Genomic DNA, 17,557 nt, shown 5'->3' with positions numbered 1-17,557 from the left:
GGCACCCAGAAGGTAGACCAAAGGCAATGACCGAGATCGCGGATTTCCACGCCTATCCCGACGCCCACGGGCGCTTCGGCGACTTCGGCGGCATCTATGTGGCCGAGACGCTCATGGAGCCGCTCGCCGAACTCACCGCCGCGTACGAAAAGCTGCGTAACGATCCGGCCTTCATCGCCGAACTCGATCGTGACCTCAAGCACTACGTGGGTCGTCCCAGCCCGGTGTATCACGCCGAGCGACTGTCGCAGCACGTCGGCGGCGCGCGCATCGTGCTCAAGCGCGAAGACCTGAACCACACGGGTGCGCACAAGATCAACAACACCGTGGGCCAGGCACTCGTGGCCCGGTACATGGGCAAGCCCCGCATCATCGCCGAGACCGGCGCCGGCCAGCATGGCGTCGCCAGTGCCACCGTGGCCGCGCGCCTGGGCCTGAAGTGCGTCGTCTACATGGGCGCCACCGATATCGAGCGGCAGAAGATCAACGTCTACCGCATGCGCCTGCTCGGCGCCGAGGTGGTGCCGGTGACCTCGGGCTCGAAGACGCTGAAGGACGCCCTGAACGAGGCGATGCGCGACTGGGTCACGAATGTCGCGGACACCTTCTACATCATCGGCACCGTTGCCGGTCCGCATCCGTATCCGCAGATGGTGCGCGACTTCAACGCCATCGTGGGTCGCGAGGCCCGCGCCCAGGTGCTGGAGCAGTTCGGTCGCCTGCCGGATGTCATCACGGCCTGCGTCGGCGGTGGTTCCAACGCCATCGGCCTGTTCCACGCCTTCCTCAACGATCGCGACGTGCGCATCGTCGGGGCCGAGGCGGCGGGTGACGGCATCGAGACCGGTCGTCATGCGGCCTCGCTCGCAGCCGGCCGTCCGGGCGTACTGCACGGCAATCGCACCTATGTGCTCTCGGACGCCAACGGCCAGATCATCGAGACGCACTCGGTGTCGGCCGGCCTGGATTACCCGGGCGTGGGCCCGGAGCATGCCTTCCTGAAGGACGCCGGCCGTGCCGAGTACGTCGGCATCACCGACGACGAGGCGCTTGAAGCGTTCCATCTGCTGGCGCGCACCGAAGGCATTCTTCCGGCGCTGGAATCCAGCCATGCCATCGCGCAGGCGATCAAGCTGGCCCGCGAGCTGCCGAAGGACGGCATCGTCCTCGCGAACCTGTCCGGTCGTGGCGACAAGGACGTTCACACCATTGCCGCCCGCGAAGGAATCGAACTCTGATGAGCCGCATCGAACGCCGTTTCGCGGCACTGAAGTCGGCCGGTCGCACCGGCCTGGTCACCTTCGTCACCGCCGGCGACCCGTCGCCGGAGCACGTGGTGTCCCTGCTGCACGGCCTGGTGGCCAGCGGCGTGGACCTGATCGAACTGGGCGTGCCGTTCTCGGACCCGATGGCCGATGGCCCGGTGATCCAGCATGCGTCCGAACGAGCCATCGCCAGGGGCGTGGGCCTGGCCAATGTCCTGGCCTGGATCGCGGCATTTCGTGAGACGGACAACGAGACACCCATCGTGCTGATGGGTTACCTCAATCCGGTCGAGATGTACGGTTACGCGACGTTCGCCGAAGATGCGGTCGAAGCCGGTGTGGATGGCGTCCTGATGGTGGATTGCCCGCTGGAGGAATCGCACGTACTCCAGCCGCTCAAGGATGCCGGTCTCGACCAGATCCTGCTGGCCTCGCCCACCACGGCGGAGCGTCGCCTGGGCCGCCTCTGCGAGGCGGCTGCCGGCTTCCTGTACTATGTGTCGTTCAACGGCATCACCGGTGCCGCCCAGCTCAGCACCGGGGATATCGCCGAGCGGGTGGCGGGTATTCGCGCCCGGTCGAAAGCACCGGTGGCGGTCGGCTTCGGCGTTCGTGATGCCGCGTCGGCGAAAGCCATTGGCGAATTCGCCGATGCCGTGGTGATCGGCAGTGCCCTGGTCCAGCGTCTCGATGGCGCGACCTCGGCAGAAGACGCCGTCGGCAGGGCTCGGGAATTTCTCGTCCCCATCCGCGCTGCGCTCGACGCGCGCTGAGCGGTGGGCGGGTTGGTACAGATATTCGGAGAGACACGATGAACTGGCTGCAAAAGATCATGACGCCCAAGTCCCGCGCTCCGGGCGCGGCGGGCGGCAAGGGCAAGGTGCCCGAAGGCGTCTGGGAGAAGTGCGGCGGCTGCGGCACCGTGCTGTACAAGCCGGAGCTGGAAAAGTCGCTCATGGTCTGCCCCAAGTGCGGCCATCATCATGCGATCTCGGCGCGTGCGCGCCTGGGCGCGTTCTTCGACACGGGCAGCACCACCGAGCTGTGGCCGAAGCTGGAAGCCGTGGATGCGCTGAAGTTCCGCGACCAGAAGAAGTACAAGGACCGCCTCGCCGCGGCGCAGAAGTCCACGGGCGAGAAGGACGCGCTGGTCGCGATGTCCGGCACGCTGCTGGAGCGCCCGCTGGTGGCGGTCGCGTTCGAGTATTCCTTCATTGGCGGTTCGATGGGTTCGGTGGTGGGCGAGAAGTTCGCCCGTGCGGCCGAGAAGGCTCTGGCCGAGAAGTCGGCGCTGGTGTGTTTTGCCGCCACGGGCGGCGCGCGCATGCAGGAAGGCCTGTTCTCGCTGATGCAGATGGCGAAGACCTCGGCCGCCCTGGCTCGCATGCGCGACGCGGGTATTCCGTATATCTCGGTGCTTACGCATCCGACCACGGGTGGCGTGTCTGCCAGCCTGGGCATGCTGGGCGATATCAACGTGGCCGAGCCGAAGGCGCTGATCGGTTTCGCCGGCCCGCGCGTGATCGAGCAGACGGTGCGCGAGACGTTGCCGGAAGGTTTCCAGCGTTCGGAATTCCTGGTGGATCACGGCGCGGTCGACGTCATCGTGGATCGTCGTGAGATGCGCGAGAAGCTGGGCGACATGCTCGGCATCATGCAGAAGGCGCCGCGCGTCGCGGCTTGAGGGTTCGCTCTGTAAGGGTGGGCTCGCCTTCCGGCCTCGCGCTCGGCGCCTGCTGCGTGCTCGCTTAGAGGCGGCGGGGCGGCCCTTGGCGCTCCGGCCTGCGGTGTCCCTCGGGAAACGTAATCGCGGCGTGTTGTAGGAGCGCGCCTGCGCGCGACCGTTCATGGCGCAACCATCACGGCCCCCGCTCCACCGGTCGCGCGCAAGGCGCGCTCCTACACGTTTACGGTGCCGCGAGGCCGGACGATGCACGCCGTTGTAGGAGCGCGCCTGCGCGCGACCGTTCGTGGCGCAACCAACACGGCTCTCGCTCCACCGGTCGCGCGCAAGGCGCGCTCCTACAGGTTTACGGTGCCGCGAGGCCGGACGATGCACGCCGTTGTAGGAGCGCGCCTGCGCGCGACCATTCATGGCGCAACCAACACGGCTCTCGCTCCACCGGTCGCGCGCAAGGCGCGCTCCTACAGGTTTACGGTGCCGCGAGGCCGGACGATGCACGCCGTTGTAGGAGCGCGCCTGCGCGCGACCGTTCGTGGCGCAACCATCACGGCTCCCGCTCCACCGGTCGCGCGCGAGGCGCGCTCCTACAGGTCTACGGTGCCGCGAGGCCGGACGATGCACGCCGTTGTAGGAGCGCGCCTGCGCGCGACCATTCGTGGCGCAACCCATCACCGTTCCCGCTCCACCGGTCGCGCGCTAGGCGCGCTCCTACAGGGTGGCGGGGGTGCCGAATCGGGGCACATCCGTGTGTGCTTCTTCCCGACAATCCGCCGGCCGGGTAGGGGTGGCCCTTTCAACGTATGCGACGTCCGCTCTGCCGGCGCAGTCCTTTCATCCATGAAACTGTGCAAGGGGAGTGTCCAGATGATCGTTGAATCCATGCGTGCCTCGCAGCCTGCCCGTCGTGCCGCGTTCTGGCGTTCGAATGCCTGTGCCGACAGCCCGGCAGGTGCTTTGTTCGCGAACGAGTTTGCCGAGGCGGATATCGTCGGCGGTACGGATATCGTCGTGACCGATTGTGTGATGTGTACCGGTTCCATCGACGCGCGCACGCGTCACATCCAGTGCGGTGCATGATCGTCATCTAATGGCGTGAGGCGGCACTTGCCGATTACGCATATAACTTTTCGCTATATGTGCGTAACCACGTAACCATCGCTGGTGCCTGCAAAAAGTTTCCTTCGAAACGACATGCTTCCGTTGAGGACATGCCGCGTCCTCTTGTGAACCTTCCGCAGACGTGAAATGAATCGGGAGGGTTGTCGGGACGATGGTCGATACATCGCAAGTGACCCGTCGCCATGCCGTTCTGTCAGCACCACCACGGAAGTTCAGTTTTTCCATTAACGAAACTGTGCATAAGGGAGTGTCCGGATGAGCAATGAAATGGGCTTTTCGTCGAAGTCGGTCAGCCGCGCCGCCGAGTGGCGCAAGCAGGCCGGTAACGGCAACCCGGCAGGCGATCTGTTCGCCAACGCGTTTGCCGAGGCGGATATCGTCGGTGGTACCGAGATCGCGGTGACCGATTGCGCGATGTGTACGGGCTCGATCAAGACCACCAAGATCACGCAGTGCGCCTGATCGGCACCGTATGACATCCGGCATGGATGCTGATTTCAGCGAATCGCTGGGCTGCCTGGTGGCCGATGCGTCGGCTCACCTGGCAGCCCGGCTCGAAGCGGTGCAGGGGCTGTCGGCCAGCGAGCGAGGTGTTATCCATCGCAGCGTGCACGACACCGCGGTGGCCAGCCTGCATGGAAAACTCTGCCGTGTGCTCCTGCTGGAGCTGCATGCCGCAGCCGAAGACGGCCTGCTTCTGGCCCCGGACAGCGTGGCGCGCTGGCATGAATTCATTGCGTTGTCCTCGGCGCCGGCCTACTGGCGTGGTCTGGACGAGCATTACCCCACCATGGCCGGTCGCATACGCACGGTGGTGGACGCACGCTTTGCACGTGGGCTGGAGCTGGCCGAACGCTTTGCGGCCGATCGGATGGCTTTGCGGGAGCTGGCGGGTAACCCGCTTGGCGAACTCACCGGACTGGAGCTTGGCGCAGGCGACAGCCACGCAGGCGGCCAGACGGTGGCCTTGCTTCGTTGCGAACAGGGGCGCGTGGTGTACAAGCCGCGCTCGGTGGCCATCGATGTCGAGTTGCAGCTCTTTATCGACCAGCTCGGCGTGCCGACGTCGATGCGCGTGCCGGATGCACTTGAGCGCGACGGTTACGGCTGGACGGCATTTGTAGAGCACGTGTATGCCGCAGGCACGGACGAACTGCGCTCGTTCTATCGCGGCACCGGCGAATGGCTGGCCTTGATGCGCCTGCTGGGCGGCACCGACCTGCACGCCGAGAATCTCATTGCGCACGGACCCTGTCCGTTCGTTATCGATTGCGAAACCCTGTTTACGCCCCGTGTCGAGGCGAAGCCTTCGGGCATGGGTGAGGCCCATGACCGCGCGGTGGCGATGATCGACGGCACCGTGCTGGCGATGGGCATGTTGCCCGGTCGCGGGGGCGGCCTTGGCTGGCGTGGCGTGGATACCTCGGGTATCGGTGCTTTGCCCGGCGAGCAGCCGAAACTTCTCGTGTCGGCGATGGTGGATGGCGGTACGGATCGTGCCCGTTTGGGTACGGTGTCGGTCGAGGTGGAGGGTGCGCGCAATCATCCTGGCGAGCAGCCGGAGCTTTCGCGCTACTGGCCCGATGTGCTTGCCGGTTTCGATGCTCTGACGGCAACGCTGCGCGAGCTGGACGCCCGTAACGAACTGGCGTCCCGTTTGCGCGCGTTTGATCGCTGCCTGGTGCGAGTGGTGCTGCGTGCCACGGAAACGTATGCCGAGCTGGCCCGCATGCTCTGGCATCCGGTCTCGTTGCACGATGCCGATACGGCCAGCGCGCATGCGGCATCCCTGTTGCGCAAGTCGGGGGAGATCCGTGCGCTGTCTCCGGATGACGATGTCGTCATCGCCGCCGAGATCGCCGATCTGCTCGATGGCGACATCCCTTATTTTTCCACGTTGGTTTCGCACGGACGCCTGGATGGCCCCCGTGGTACGCACTGGCTTGCACCGCGGCAGCTTGCCGACGAGGCGCTTGCGCACTGGCGTGCAGCGGATCTGGAACTGGAGCGCCGGGTGATTCACGGTGCGCTTGCGAGCGCCTATGCAGGCGATGGCTGGGTGGCGACGGAGCGGTCGCTGCGCGTGGTCGAGCCACGGCGGGACGACCTGGATGTCCGTCGTCGCTCGCTCGCCGCTTCCGTGATGCGATCACTGGCATCGCGCGCGATACGGGCAAATGACGGCAGTGCCGCATGGATTGCGTCGGTGCTGGGGCCTAACGGGCGCAGCGTGCAACCGTTGGCGCAGGATCTTTACGGCGGCCTTTCGGGGCTTGCCTTGCTGACAACGGGTTATACCGTCGAGATGGAAGCCGGGCGGGCGGATGCAGTCGATGGTGTGGCGGCGTTGCGCGATGCCGTGGTGCATGCGATGCGCATGACGCAGGCAGAGCTGTTCGTGCGCCGGACGCGTGTTGCGCGTCCGCGACCAACGCCACCGGGCGGCTATATCGGGCTCGGCTCGCAGATGTGGACATGGCTTTCGCTCGATGAGCTCGGTGTCACGAAGGGCGAGGGCGTCGAGCGTGCGCGCGAGCTGGCCACGCTGATGACGGAAGCGGTCGAAGCGGATGACATCGATGATCTGCTTACCGGTTCAGCGGGCGGGATCGTGCCTTTGTTGAGGCTTTACCGCTCCAGTGGCGAGGTTACCTACCTCGATATGGCGGGAACCATCGGCAATCGCCTCTGTGATCGCGCAAGGGTGCTCGATGGCAAGGCGTGCTGGCCGCACGAGCGCTGGGCCGACGGCCTCGGCGGATTTGGCCACGGCGTGACCGGCATCGGCTGGGCGTTGCACAAGCTGGCGGTGGCCAACGGCAACCCTCGGCATCTGGCGATGGCGCAGGCGGCCTTTGCCTTCGAGGATGCCTTGTTCGATGAAGCCGAAGGCAACTGGCGCGACATGCGTGGCGTCGGCGTGGACAAGTTTTCGGTGGCCTGGTGTCACGGGGCGGCAGGTATCGCGCTGGCCCGGGTGGACCTGGGCTTCTCCGGCAACCATCAGCAACGAAAGACCTTGCAGCGCGCAGCGCACACGCTATGGCACAAGGGCATGGGTGCCAATCATCACGGTCTTTGCCACGGTGACCTGGGTACGTGGGAGTTGCTCGATCACGCGTTGAAACAGGGCTGGGCGCCGCAGGACATGACGCGCGAGTCGCTTGAGGCCGCGATCATGGGGAGCCTGGAAACGCATGGTCCCTATTGCGGCATGCTGGGCGAGGCATTGTCACCCGGGCTGATGGCCGGTGTCGGCGGCATCGCCTACCAATTGCTGCGCATGGACCCCCGCTGCACCTTGCCGTCGGTGTTGTTGCCCACGGATCACTGGCAGGCTCAGAGCAGGATGCGTTCTACCCACAGCGACAGCGTGCCCAGCGTCCCGCCGATGACGGTCGCCGCGGCGACATCGCTGGGGTAGTGCAGGCCGAGCACCACGCGCGAGGCGCCGATCAGCGCGGCAAAGCCGATCAGGAAAGGAGCCAGCACCGGGTAATGCGCCACGGCGACCACGGTGAAGGACACGGCCTGGAGTGTGTGGCCGGACGGAAAACTGAATTCGTCCAGCGGCGGCACATGGGCGATCACGCCCGGGCAGGCGCGGAACGGTCGTGGGCGCTTGGTCCAGCGCTTGAGCACGCGGTAGAGCATGAGCGCGGTCAGGCCGGTGACAGCCATCTGCGCGGCCACGGCCACGCCGTGCCAGCCGCCGACCAGCGCGATGACGGTCATCAGCGCATACCAGAACACACCGTCGCCGAGCCGGCTGACGATGCCGAAGAACACGCCGATGGCGCGGCGCGCGCCCCAGCGGTTGGCAGCCACGCACATGCGCGAATCGAGGTTACGCCGCGACGGCGGTACGTTCATGGACGTTCTCCCCGGCCAGTGACTGCATGATGGATTCGAATTCGGTGATGACGGAGTCAGGCGAGAGGCCTGCCACCGATGCACGTGCAGCATGGCCCATGGTCTGGCGGGCGGTGATGTCGGCGCCCAGGGCGGCGGCGCGTTCGATCAGGCCGGCTTCGTTGCCCGGTGCCACGCGGATGCCGTTCTGGCCGTTACGGATGAATTCCTTAGCAGCCGCTTCGGCGTAAGCCACCACGGGCACACCGGAGGCCATGGCTTCCAGCACCACGTTGCCGAAGGTCTCGGTGAGGCTGGGGAAGACGAAGAGATCGGCGCTGGCGTACCAGGCGGCCAGTTCGTCGCCGCGACGAGTGCCGGCGAAGAGGATGTCCGGGTTCGCGGCTTCCAGTGCCGCGCGCTCGGGGCCATCGCCCACGATCACACAGCGTGCGTTTGGTACGCGGCGGGCGAGGGCGCGATAGGCCTCGATCACGACGTGCAGGTTCTTCTCGGGCGCCACGCGGCCCACGCTCAGCACAACCGGCGTGGCGGCGTCGGCGCCCCATGAGAGGCGCAGGTCGTCATCGCGACGACCGGGCTGGAAGCGCAGCGTGTCCACCGCGCGACGCAGCACGCGCACGTTATGCACGCCGAGGTCGTTGAGCTCGCCGGCGAGTTGCCCCGTGGGCACCAGGGTGACCTGGGCGCGGCGATGGAAGCGGGCTAGATAGCGGCGAACCAGCGGCGTGAGCGCCCCGAAACCGTAATGACCCACGTAGAAGTCGAAGCGCGTATGAAAACCGGTGGCGACCGGGATGCCGAGGCGGCGCGCCGCACTGACGGCACTCCAGCCCAGGGGGCCTTCCGTGGCCACATAGATCGCATCCGGGCGTTCGGCGCGCCAGCGGCGCTCGATGCGGAACCGGGAAGGGAAGCCGAAGCGCAGTCCCGCATAGCGGGGGACGGCGGCACCCTCGACGGCAAGAACGTCCATGCCTGCCTCGGAGAGGGGCGGCGTGTTCGGGTGGACGGGGCGGATGAGGTCGACGTCGTGACCCTTGCGGATGAGTCCGCGGGCCAGCGACTGGACGGTGAGGGAGACCCCGTTGACGTCCGGTGCATAGGTCTCGGTGACGATGCCGACTCGCATGGCGGTGACCCTTCTGGCCCTGGCTTGAGCCATGGTCGCGCCGGGGCGTGTCCGCGCCGTTATCAGGGCATGACCGCCATATGACAGGCATCCCCGAAAACGGCCAGGCAAGCCGTGTAGGAGCGCTCCTCGCGCGCGACCGGTGAGACCCTGACTTCCCTGTTCCGGACCGGTCGCGCGCAAAGCGCGCTCCTACACGGTAAAATCGTTCTCTTGTCCGAGATCGATGACCCACGATGACCGTCCGCACCCGTTTTGCCCCCAGTCCCACCGGCTACCTCCACATCGGCGGTGCCCGCACGGCGCTGTATTGCTGGCTGGAGGCCCGCCGCCGCGGTGGCGAATTCATCCTGCGCATCGAGGACACGGATCGCGAGCGCTCCACCGACGAGGCCGTGCAGGCGATTCTCGATGGCATGAGCTGGCTGGGCCTGGCCCATGACGAGGGCCCGTACTACCAGACCCTGCGCATGGACCGTTACCGCGAAGTGGCCGACCAGCTGCTGCGCGAGGGCAAGGCCTACTACGCCTACGAGACCAAGGACGAGATCGAGGCCATGCGCAACAAGGCGATGGCCGACGGCGTGAAGCCGCGCTACAACGGCTATTACCGTGATCGCAACGAGCCGTACCGCGACGATCCGAACCGGGTCATCCGCTTCAAGAACCCCACCTCGGGCAGCGTCGTGTTCGACGACAAGGTGAAGGGGCGTATCGAGTGGTCGAACGAAGAGCTCGACGACCTCGTGATCTTCCGTTCGGATGGCTTTCCCACCTACAACTTCGCGGTGGTGGTCGACGACATCGACATGGGCATCACCGAGGTGATCCGTGGCGATGACCACGTGAACAACACCCCGCGCCAGATCAACATCTACAAGGCGCTGGGCGCCGCGGTGCCGGAGTTCGCGCACCTGCCGATGATCCTGGGCCCGGATGGGCAGAAGCTGTCCAAGCGCCATGGCGCGGTCAGCGTGATGCAGTACCGCGACGACGGCTTCCTGCCGCATGCGCTGCTGAACTACCTGGTGCGCCTGGGCTGGTCGCATGGCGACCAGGAAATCTTCTCGGTCGACGACATGAAGACGCTCTTCGACGTGTCCGACGTGAACAAGGCGGCCTCGCGCTTCGACGTGACCAAGCTGTCCTGGCTCAATCAGCACTACCTCAAGACCGACGACCCGGCGACGCTCGGTACCGAGCTGGCCTGGCACCTGCAGAAGATCGGCATCGACCCGGCATCCGGCCCGAACCCTGCCGACGTCGTGGTGGCGTTGCGTGACCGCGTGCAGACCTTTGTGGACATGGCCGAGCGCGCGAAGATCTGGTACGGCCCGATCGTCGAGTGGGACGACAAGGCTATCGAGAAGCACCTTCGCACCGAATCCGCACCGGCCGCGCTGGAGAAGGCGAAGGCCGAACTGGCCGCGCTGCCGGAGTGGACACCGGAAGCCGTGCATGGCGCTGTCGAACGGGTGGCCGCTGCGCTGGAACTGGGCATGGGCAAGGTTGCCGCGCCGCTGCGCGTGGCGATGACCGGTACCCAGGTGTCGCCGTCCATCGAGCACACGATCTACCTGGCCGGCCGCGAAGGCGCGCTGGGCCGCATCGACGACGCCCTGTCCAGGGCCAAATCCTGATTTGTAGGAGCGCGCCTTGCGCGCGACCGGTTCGTAGCGGGTAGTTCATGGCTCCGGGCCGGTCGCGCGCAAGGCGCGCTCCTACAGGGATTCGCTGATGAATGACCTTCTCGCCAGAGCCCTCCAGGGCGTCGACCCCGACGACCCCGGCGCCTCCGTGAAGATCTTCCTGAACCTCATGGCCCTGGTGCCATGGGGGCAGCTGATCCTCTGGCAGGTGGTGTTCATCGTGGTGGGCGCCCTGCTTGGCTGGTGGAAAGGCCGCTTCGCGGCTACGGTGCTCGCCTCGCTGGTGCTGGGGCCTTTCGGCTGGGCCGTGCCTTTCCTGCCGCGCCGCCCCGTGTCGCCGCCGCCCTTGCCGGGCTCGAAAAAACGCTGATGTGCCCTCATGTTAGGATGGCGCACACGAGGATATCGATGTGACTACTTCCGCAGCCCGCCGCCATACGCACCATCACGACGACCCGCGTGATTTCATCGCCGCCGTCGAAAAGGCCTCCGAAGAGCGGGGCCTTCGGCTCACGCCGCTCCGCCGCGAGGTGCTCGAGCTGGTGGCCAGTGCCGGCAAGCCGGTAAAGGCTTACGACCTGCTCGACAAGCTGCGCGAGAAGCACGGCAATGCGGCGCCACCCACGGTGTATCGCGCGCTCGATTTCCTGCTGGAGCACGGCTTCATCCACAAGCTGGAGTCGATCAACTCCTTTGTCTCGTGCCATCACCCGGCCGAGCAGCACCAGGTGCCGTTCCTCATCTGCGACAAGTGCCAGTGCGCGCAGGAAGTGTGCGACGAGCGCGTGGCCGATCTGATCGAGGCGCAGGCGAAGGCGTTCGGTTTCCGTCCCCTGGCGCAGACGTTGGAAGTACACGGGATCTGCAAGAACTGTCGTTGATGTTGCCTGTGCGGTCGCGCGCAAGGCGTGTTCCTACGGGGCAACCTGCAACTTGCATTGCGTCGCAAATACGGTCGCGCGCAGGCGCGCTCCTACAGGGTAACGGAGAGCCGGGATCGGGCCGCTGGTGTAGGAGCGCGCCTGCGCGCGACCGTACTGGCGACCACTCCGGATACACGAAAAAGGCGCGGGGCGTCGCATTGCGCGACGCCCCGCTTGGTGTTCCGGCCGACCCAGGGAGGGAGGAGGGTAGGCCGACCGGGAACTCAGAAGTAGGCGCGTACGCCTACGGACACGTTGCGGCCCGGTAGCGGCGCCACATCCTTGAACAGCGACGTGGCGGGACGGGCCGTCTTGTTGGTGAGGTTGTTGCCGTCGACGAAGGCCTCCCACTGGCTGCGTTCTTCGTTGACGAAGGTCCAGGCAAAGTGGGCATTCACCAGCGTGTAGCCGGCGGTGTCGGTTTCGAAGGCGGCGATCTTGTCCTGCTTCATGTAGCGCACGGCACCCAGGCTGGCGCGCAGGCTGTCGGCACTCCAGCTCAGCGTCGAGCCCACACGACCGGCCGGAATGCGCGGCACGTTGCCCGCGCCGTCCGACAGCGTGGCGCGCACGGTGTCGCCGAACACGCGCAGGTCCCAGTGGCCCGAGGGGCCCTTGGCGAGGTGGAACGTCGCTTCCGCCTCGGCGCCACGGAAGGTCGCATCGTTCTGCGACCACACGCGCACGGGCAGGTTGTCTTCCACTTCGCCGGTGTCGGCCAGATAGATGAAGTTCTTGTACTTGTTGTAGTACACGGCCACCTTGCCCTCGACCACGTCGCCGTGGAAGTGCAGGCCCAGCTCCGCCTGGTTCGACTTTTCCTTCTGCAGGTCGCTGCCGATCTCGAACGTGTTCGATGCCTCGTGCGGGCCATTGGCGAACAGCTCTTCTTCCGACGGCGCGCGCTCGGCGTGATCGAGGTTCAGCGACACATGCCACTGCTCGGCAAAGCGCCAGGCCACGCCGGCAGAGAGGCTGTTGGGGTTGTAGTTGCGCTTCGGTCCGTTGTCCGGGTCCACACTCTGCTTGTCGCGACGCAGGCCCAGGTCCACCTTCACCGGGCCGAACTCGCGCTGCTCGGTGAGGAACACGCCCACGCCCTTGGTGGTGGTGGCGGGCACGAAGGTTTCCTCGCCCACGGCGGAGAACTTGCGGTGCTGGGTCTGCACGCCGAAGGCGCCTTCCCAGCCGGCGATGGGTTCGTGGGTGACGACCAGGCGACCCTGGTTGCTGTCCGTGGAGAACGTGGTGCCCGGGGTGCTGCCTTCGTACTCCACGTGCTGGTAGGCGCCGTGGCCGAGGTTGAACTCGATCTTGCTGATGCCTTCGAAGGGCTTAACGAGGCCGCCCTTCAGGTTGTAATTGGTCTGCGCCATCTTGATGTGGACCGGGTCTTCGCCTTCTTCCGGGTTGCCCGGTTCGGCGGGGCTGCCGTAGAGATCCATGAAGCGCGAGATCGACAGGCCCAGGTAGCCCCACGAGCCCAGCACCGATGCGCCGACCGATCCGGAGGTGGTCTTCACGGCGCTGTTCTGCAACGTGCCGCCGGGAATGTCGTAATCACCGTTGTCGCGATGCATGCCATCGACGTGCAGGGCGAACTGGTCGTTGCCGGCGTCCATGCGGAACAGGCCGGTCTTGCCGTCTGATACGGAGTCATGGCGCACTTCGGCACGGCCGGTGAAGCCGTTTTCCGGGGCCTTTTCCGGCACGCGACCATCCACGACGTTCACCACGCCGCCAATGGCGCCCGAACCGTAGAGCAGGGTGGCCGGGCCCTTCAGCACTTCGATCTGGTCGGCGAGAAATGGCTCAAGGGTGACCGCGTGGTCCTGGCTTACGTTGGAGACGTCCTGCGAGGACAGGCCGTTTTCCAGCACGGCCACGCGCGGGCCATCGAGGCCACGGATGATCGGCCGCCCTACGGCGGTACCCAGCGCGGAGGTCTGCACGCCGGGAATCGAGGATACGGTTTCGCCCAGGGAGACGCCCTTGGCATCGTCCAGGGCCGAGCCGGCGAGGACGGCCACGGGGGCCACGATCTGGTCGGCGCTCTGGCCCAGGGGCACGGCGTTGACGACGATGCCGTCGAGCTTGTCGGCGTGCTTGCGTGACTTGCCCTGGCTTTCCTTCGCAGTGCCGGTCGGCGCCGTGGCGTCCTGGAGCGCGTCGTCGGCCATGGCCGGCAGGGCCGGTCCGAACGTCGCGGCGAGGGTCAGGGCGAAGAAGGTTCTGCGCATCGGGGGTGTCGCTCCACATTCAGGTTTGCAATGTTATAAAGTAGCATCACTTGCCTATACCTGTGCAACTAGTCACGCTATGCATGTCATGAGCCAGTCCCCTGTCGATCCCGAAGTCCCTCGCCGCTGGTGGCACGCCGCCGACAGGCTGGGCGCCACGGCGTCCTTTCTTTGCGCCATCCACTGTGCCGTGTTGCCGTTCGTGATCGCGCTGCTGCCGGTGCTGGGGCTGTCGTTCCTGGCAGACCACCGCTTCGAAGCGGGTTTCGTCGCCTTTGCCAGCGTGCTGGCCTCCATGGCGCTCATTTCCGGGTATCGCCGCCACCGTCGCCGCCTGCCGTTGTTGCTGGCCACGCCGGGCCTGGTGCTGCTTCTGCTGGGCGTCACCTTCCTGCATGGCAACACGCCGCTGCTGCACAGCGTGCTGGTCACCTGCGGCGGCCTGCTTGTCGCTTCGGCGCATTTCGTGAACCTGCGCGTCGACCGCAGCGGTCACGCCGGACACATCCACGGGCCGTCCTGCGTCCACCCGTGATTGTGTAACCGGCGGCCGATTGCCTAGCCTTCTACCCATGGCACACCACCACGACCACTCGCACGCCGGCCACTCGCACGGCGCGCACGATCACGGGCAGGGTCATGACCACGATCATGACCACCTCGCCGGCACCAGCGAACGCAAGCTGCTCATCGCCTTCGTCCTCACCACGCTGATGCTGGTGGTAGAGGCGGCCGGCGGCTTCGTTTCCGGTTCGCTGGCGTTGCTTGCCGACGCAGGCCACATGCTGGTCGACGCCCTGGCCCTGCTGCTGGCATTTCTCGGCGCGCGTTTTGCCGCGCGACCGGCGGATTCGCGGCGTACCTATGGCTACGGCCGCATCGAGGTGCTGGCGGGCTTCGTCAATTCACTCACGCAGTTCGGCCTGGTGGCCTTCATCGTTTTCGAGGCCGTGCAGCGCCTGTTTGCACCGCAGCCGATCCTGTCGGGAGTGATGTTCATCGTTGCCCTGATCGGCCTGCTGGCCAATGTCTTTGTGCTTCGCCTGCTGCACGGGCACGACCCGGAAGACGTGAACGTGGCCGGTGCCAGCCTGCATGTGCTGGGCGACCTGCTGGGTTCGGTCGCCGCCGTGCTGGCTGCCCTGGCGGTGCGCTGGATGGGCTGGCTCTGGGCCGACCCGGTGCTGTCGATCCTGGTATCGCTGCTGATCCTGCGCAGCGCATGGTCGCTGGTGCGTCGTTCAGGCCATATCCTGCTCGAAGGCACGCCCGAGGGTCTCAATCTCGCGGAGATCGAGCGCGAACTGGCCCAGGCCGATCCGGACATCACCAGCATCCACCATGTGCATGTCTGGCAGGTCACGGCGGGCTCGCGCATGGCGACTTTGCACGCCGAACTGCGCCCCGACGCCGATCCGGCCCGCGTGCTGCGGGCCCTGAAGACCATGCTCAGCGAACGCTGGCGCGTGGGCCACGCCACCATCCAGTTCGACCCGGGTCACTGCCCGGACGAGCTGGAGGGCTGCGGCAAGGGCGGCTCCCACGTTCATTGAACGGGTCTTGCGCTTTACGTGGCCGCTGATACGATGACCGGCCGTTTCCTCCATCATTACGCATCAAGGAGTTTCCCCATGGGCAAGGGCGATCGTCGCACCCGTCGCGGCAAGATCTACCGTTCCAGCTATGGCAACGCCCGTCCGCACGTCGACGTCGTGACCGGCGCCGCTGTGGCCAAGCCGGCTTCGGCCAAGGCTGCCACCAAGAAGGCTGCCCCGCGCAAGAAGGCCTGAGGCCTTCTTCGCGTGAGACGAAAAGCCCCTGCGCAAGCGGGGCTTTTTGTTTGCGGGACTCCTGTAGGAGCGCGCCTGCGCGCGACCATTTGAAACGGTGCGCTCCGTAGCAAAACCAAGCGCCCCAGCGAAGGAGTGGTAGCCGCTCGCATCGGCGATGCGTGTGCTCCGTAGAAACGTCGGCCTTTGTGGGTTTCCGCTCCGTAGCTGGGGCTCGCCTTTCGGCCTCGCATCGGCGCTCATACGTGGCGAAGCAGAGGCGACGGGGGCGGCCCTTGGCGCTCCGGCCTGCGGTGTCCCTCGGGAAAGGAGGAGCCGCTGCGCGGCTCAGTGTCTTATGGCTTCGCCCCTTCGGGCCCGGGGAGCGGGCGGGGTTTTTCGACTCGGCTCCTGCCTCGGCGAAAAAGGCCGGCCATCCTGGCCGGCCCCCTTCGGGCCTTTTCCGCCCGCTCCCCTCACCTCCATCAAGTCGCGCCAAGGGCCGCCCCCGCCGCCTCTCCCCAACGTGATCGCGACTTGTTGTAGGAGCGCGCCTGCGCGCGACCGATTGTCGCGAACACCATCATCGTTTCGATACCACCGGTCGCGCGCAAGGCGCGCTCCTACAGGGATACGGTGTCGTCAGGCGCATCGCTACCGCGACATCCCCCAAAGCCAGACCGCCCCCAGCGACGCGCCCACCAATCCCGCACTCGCCGCTTCAAACACCATCCCCGGCCATACCTCCCGCGGCAGCAAACACCCGTGCGCCGCCATATCCCCCACGGCAAACGACCCGGCGATAAACGCCACAAACGACAACACCGAAAACATCCGCGCCCCCGTCGCCAGCGAACACCTCTGGCCATAACTGCTCATGTAGATAAGCAGGTTCACCACCAGCAACACCAGCGCGACACCCACTTCCCACAGCCCCACGATCATTTCGCCCCTCCCAGCGCACGCACCTCATCCCACATGCGCCGCACGTTCGCCTGCCTGGTGCATTGCAGGCCCATGCGATAGAGCACGTTGACACCCGACATCGCCCGGGCCACACAGCGTTGATTCGGCAATTCGGTTTCGGCCATGTATTCGGTCAGCACCGACTGCATCGCCTCGGCATACGCCTGCCACGCGGTCGCGTCATTCATCAACGTATCCATGCTGGCCTCGACATTCAGGCCAAAGCTCCCCTCGCCGAGGACGCCTTCGTCTTTCGGATCACTCATGGTTTGGTTTTTCCCTGGTACGCCGCTTCCGAGCGGGGCACGCCAAGGGCCGTGCCCCTCATCGACTCGGGCGACGAGATCTCACGATTCCCGCGTTTTGTCCGGTTTTCTCATAGGCAGGGCGCTACGCGCCGGGTAGGACGGCAGAGCCAGAAATGGTGAGGAATCAGGACGAACGCGGGCGTTAGCCGCGTCCTGACGAGCGTTTAGGACGTCCCTGGACCGTCCGGGACAGACGGTGGGTGTGAGAATGCCTTAAGATTTGGCACAGCCATGATCAACTCCTATTCGGTTGGTTCTGGTCAGCGGGTCAGGGGTGCTCGATACACCTCTGGCTCGCGTCTTTCTCGATACGTCGAGCGATGGTTGTCTGCCGAGCCGTCAACGAACGAGCAGACAACGCGCACACCGTACCAAATTGCGCACGCGTTTGGATATGGAAGGATTCTGAAAAATCGCCACCACACGCTCGTCGTTCCTGCGCACGCAGGAACCCAGCGCCTCGGTTTGCCAGCAAACACGATGACATTGCATCGGCTTTGGCACCGATCGTTTCGATATCCATCCAGCGCCACACAATCCCTGTAGGAGCGCGCCTTGCGCGCGACCGGATGCATCGAAACGATGAAGATGTTCGCGACAACCGGTCGCGCGCAGGCGCGCTCCTACAC

17 protein-coding genes are annotated in these 17,557 nt (G+C 65.9%); 12 read left to right on the top strand and 5 right to left on the bottom strand.

Annotated features, from left to right (window positions below):
* The first annotated feature begins 26 nt into the window (after nt 1-26).
* The 6 genes from trpB (at nt 27) to HBF25_RS05455 (ending at nt 7,492) form a co-directional block, all read left to right on the top strand.
* Nucleotides 27-1,238, top strand: coding sequence for a tryptophan synthase subunit beta (gene trpB, locus HBF25_RS05480; protein WP_166946959.1), 1,212 nt, complete (start codon nt 27-29; stop codon nt 1,236-1,238).
* On the top strand, nt 1,238-2,038 hold the full coding sequence (gene trpA / locus HBF25_RS05475) for a tryptophan synthase subunit alpha (protein WP_166946958.1): 801 nt from the start codon (nt 1,238-1,240) through the stop codon (nt 2,036-2,038). The genes trpB and trpA overlap by 1 nt, the downstream gene beginning before the upstream one ends.
* 38 nt (nt 2,039-2,076) lie before the next feature.
* Nucleotides 2,077-2,949 (top strand): acetyl-CoA carboxylase, carboxyltransferase subunit beta, encoded by an 873-nt coding sequence (gene accD, locus HBF25_RS05470; RefSeq protein ID WP_166946957.1) that lies wholly within the window; start codon nt 2,077-2,079, stop codon nt 2,947-2,949.
* Between the two features lie 864 nt (nt 2,950-3,813).
* On the top strand, nt 3,814-4,026 hold the full coding sequence (locus tag HBF25_RS05465; protein ID WP_166946956.1) for a DUF6229 family protein: 213 nt from the start codon (nt 3,814-3,816) through the stop codon (nt 4,024-4,026).
* 297 nt (nt 4,027-4,323) lie between these two features.
* A complete protein-coding gene (locus HBF25_RS05460; protein WP_166946955.1) occupies nt 4,324-4,530 on the top strand; it encodes a DUF6229 family protein in 207 nt (68 codons plus the stop codon).
* Nucleotides 4,531-4,552: 22 nt separating this feature from the next.
* A complete protein-coding gene (locus tag HBF25_RS05455) occupies nt 4,553-7,492 on the top strand; it encodes a type 2 lanthipeptide synthetase LanM family protein (protein ID WP_208392442.1) in 2,940 nt (979 codons plus the stop codon).
* Here HBF25_RS05455 and HBF25_RS05450 read toward each other — a convergent pair.
* A complete protein-coding gene (locus HBF25_RS05450; RefSeq protein WP_166946953.1) occupies nt 7,408-7,941 on the bottom strand; it encodes a phosphatase PAP2 family protein in 534 nt (177 codons plus the stop codon). The genes HBF25_RS05455 and HBF25_RS05450 overlap by 85 nt on opposite strands.
* On the bottom strand, nt 7,916-9,073 hold the full coding sequence (locus HBF25_RS05445) for a glycosyltransferase family 4 protein (RefSeq protein ID WP_166946952.1): 1,158 nt from the start codon (nt 9,071-9,073) through the stop codon (nt 7,916-7,918). The genes HBF25_RS05450 and HBF25_RS05445 overlap by 26 nt, the downstream gene beginning before the upstream one ends.
* Before the next feature lie 236 nt (nt 9,074-9,309).
* Here HBF25_RS05445 and gltX point away from each other — a divergent pair, with 236 nt between their 5' ends.
* The 3 genes from gltX (at nt 9,310) to HBF25_RS05430 (ending at nt 11,603) form a co-directional block, all read left to right on the top strand.
* Nucleotides 9,310-10,713: a glutamate--tRNA ligase gene (gene gltX / locus HBF25_RS05440; protein WP_166946951.1), complete on the top strand. Its 1,404-nt coding sequence runs from the start codon at nt 9,310-9,312 to the stop codon at nt 10,711-10,713.
* 97 nt (nt 10,714-10,810) lie between these two features.
* Complete coding sequence (locus tag HBF25_RS05435; RefSeq protein WP_166946950.1) at nt 10,811-11,092, top strand: hypothetical protein; 282 nt, start codon at nt 10,811-10,813, stop codon at nt 11,090-11,092.
* Nucleotides 11,093-11,132: 40 nt separating this feature from the next.
* Entirely contained in the window at nt 11,133-11,603 is a 471-nt protein-coding gene (locus HBF25_RS05430; protein ID WP_250877588.1) for a transcriptional repressor, read from the top strand.
* A gap of 266 nt (nt 11,604-11,869) precedes the next feature.
* On the opposite strand, the gene HBF25_RS05425 is transcribed toward HBF25_RS05430, so the two are convergent.
* The gene (locus HBF25_RS05425; RefSeq protein WP_166946949.1) at nt 11,870-13,885 is read right to left on the bottom strand and encodes a TonB-dependent receptor domain-containing protein; all 2,016 of its coding nucleotides are present in this window, start codon (nt 13,883-13,885) and stop codon (nt 11,870-11,872) included.
* A gap of 88 nt (nt 13,886-13,973) precedes the next feature.
* On the opposite strand from HBF25_RS05425, the gene HBF25_RS05420 reads away from it, so the two are divergent.
* The 3 genes from HBF25_RS05420 to HBF25_RS05410 all read left to right on the top strand — a co-directional run bounded on the left by HBF25_RS05420 (nt 13,974) and on the right by HBF25_RS05410 (nt 15,675).
* A complete protein-coding gene (locus HBF25_RS05420; protein ID WP_166946948.1) occupies nt 13,974-14,420 on the top strand; it encodes a MerC domain-containing protein in 447 nt (148 codons plus the stop codon).
* A 37-nt stretch (nt 14,421-14,457) separates the two neighbouring features.
* The gene (locus HBF25_RS05415; protein ID WP_166946947.1) at nt 14,458-15,438 is read left to right on the top strand and encodes a cation diffusion facilitator family transporter; all 981 of its coding nucleotides are present in this window, start codon (nt 14,458-14,460) and stop codon (nt 15,436-15,438) included.
* Between the two features lie 78 nt (nt 15,439-15,516).
* Nucleotides 15,517-15,675, top strand: a complete 159-nt coding sequence (locus HBF25_RS05410) for a 30S ribosomal protein THX (RefSeq protein WP_166946946.1) — start codon at nt 15,517-15,519, stop codon at nt 15,673-15,675.
* Nucleotides 15,676-16,308: 633 nt separating this feature from the next.
* Here HBF25_RS05410 and HBF25_RS05405 read toward each other — a convergent pair.
* Nucleotides 16,309-16,599 carry a hypothetical protein gene (locus HBF25_RS05405; RefSeq protein WP_166946945.1) on the bottom strand — a complete coding sequence of 97 codons (291 nt, stop codon included), beginning with the start codon at nt 16,597-16,599 and terminating at the stop codon, nt 16,309-16,311.
* The gene (locus tag HBF25_RS05400) at nt 16,596-16,886 is read right to left on the bottom strand and encodes a hypothetical protein (protein WP_166946003.1); all 291 of its coding nucleotides are present in this window, start codon (nt 16,884-16,886) and stop codon (nt 16,596-16,598) included. Before HBF25_RS05400 ends, HBF25_RS05405 begins: the two co-directional genes overlap by 4 nt.
* Between the last annotated feature and the right edge of the window lie 671 nt (nt 16,887-17,557).

Origin of the sequence: Luteibacter anthropi (assembly GCF_011759365.1) — a bacterium.
Taxonomy (GTDB): Bacteria; Pseudomonadota; Gammaproteobacteria; order Xanthomonadales; family Rhodanobacteraceae; genus Luteibacter; species Luteibacter anthropi.
This window is presented reverse-complemented; position numbering and strand designations above follow the sequence as displayed.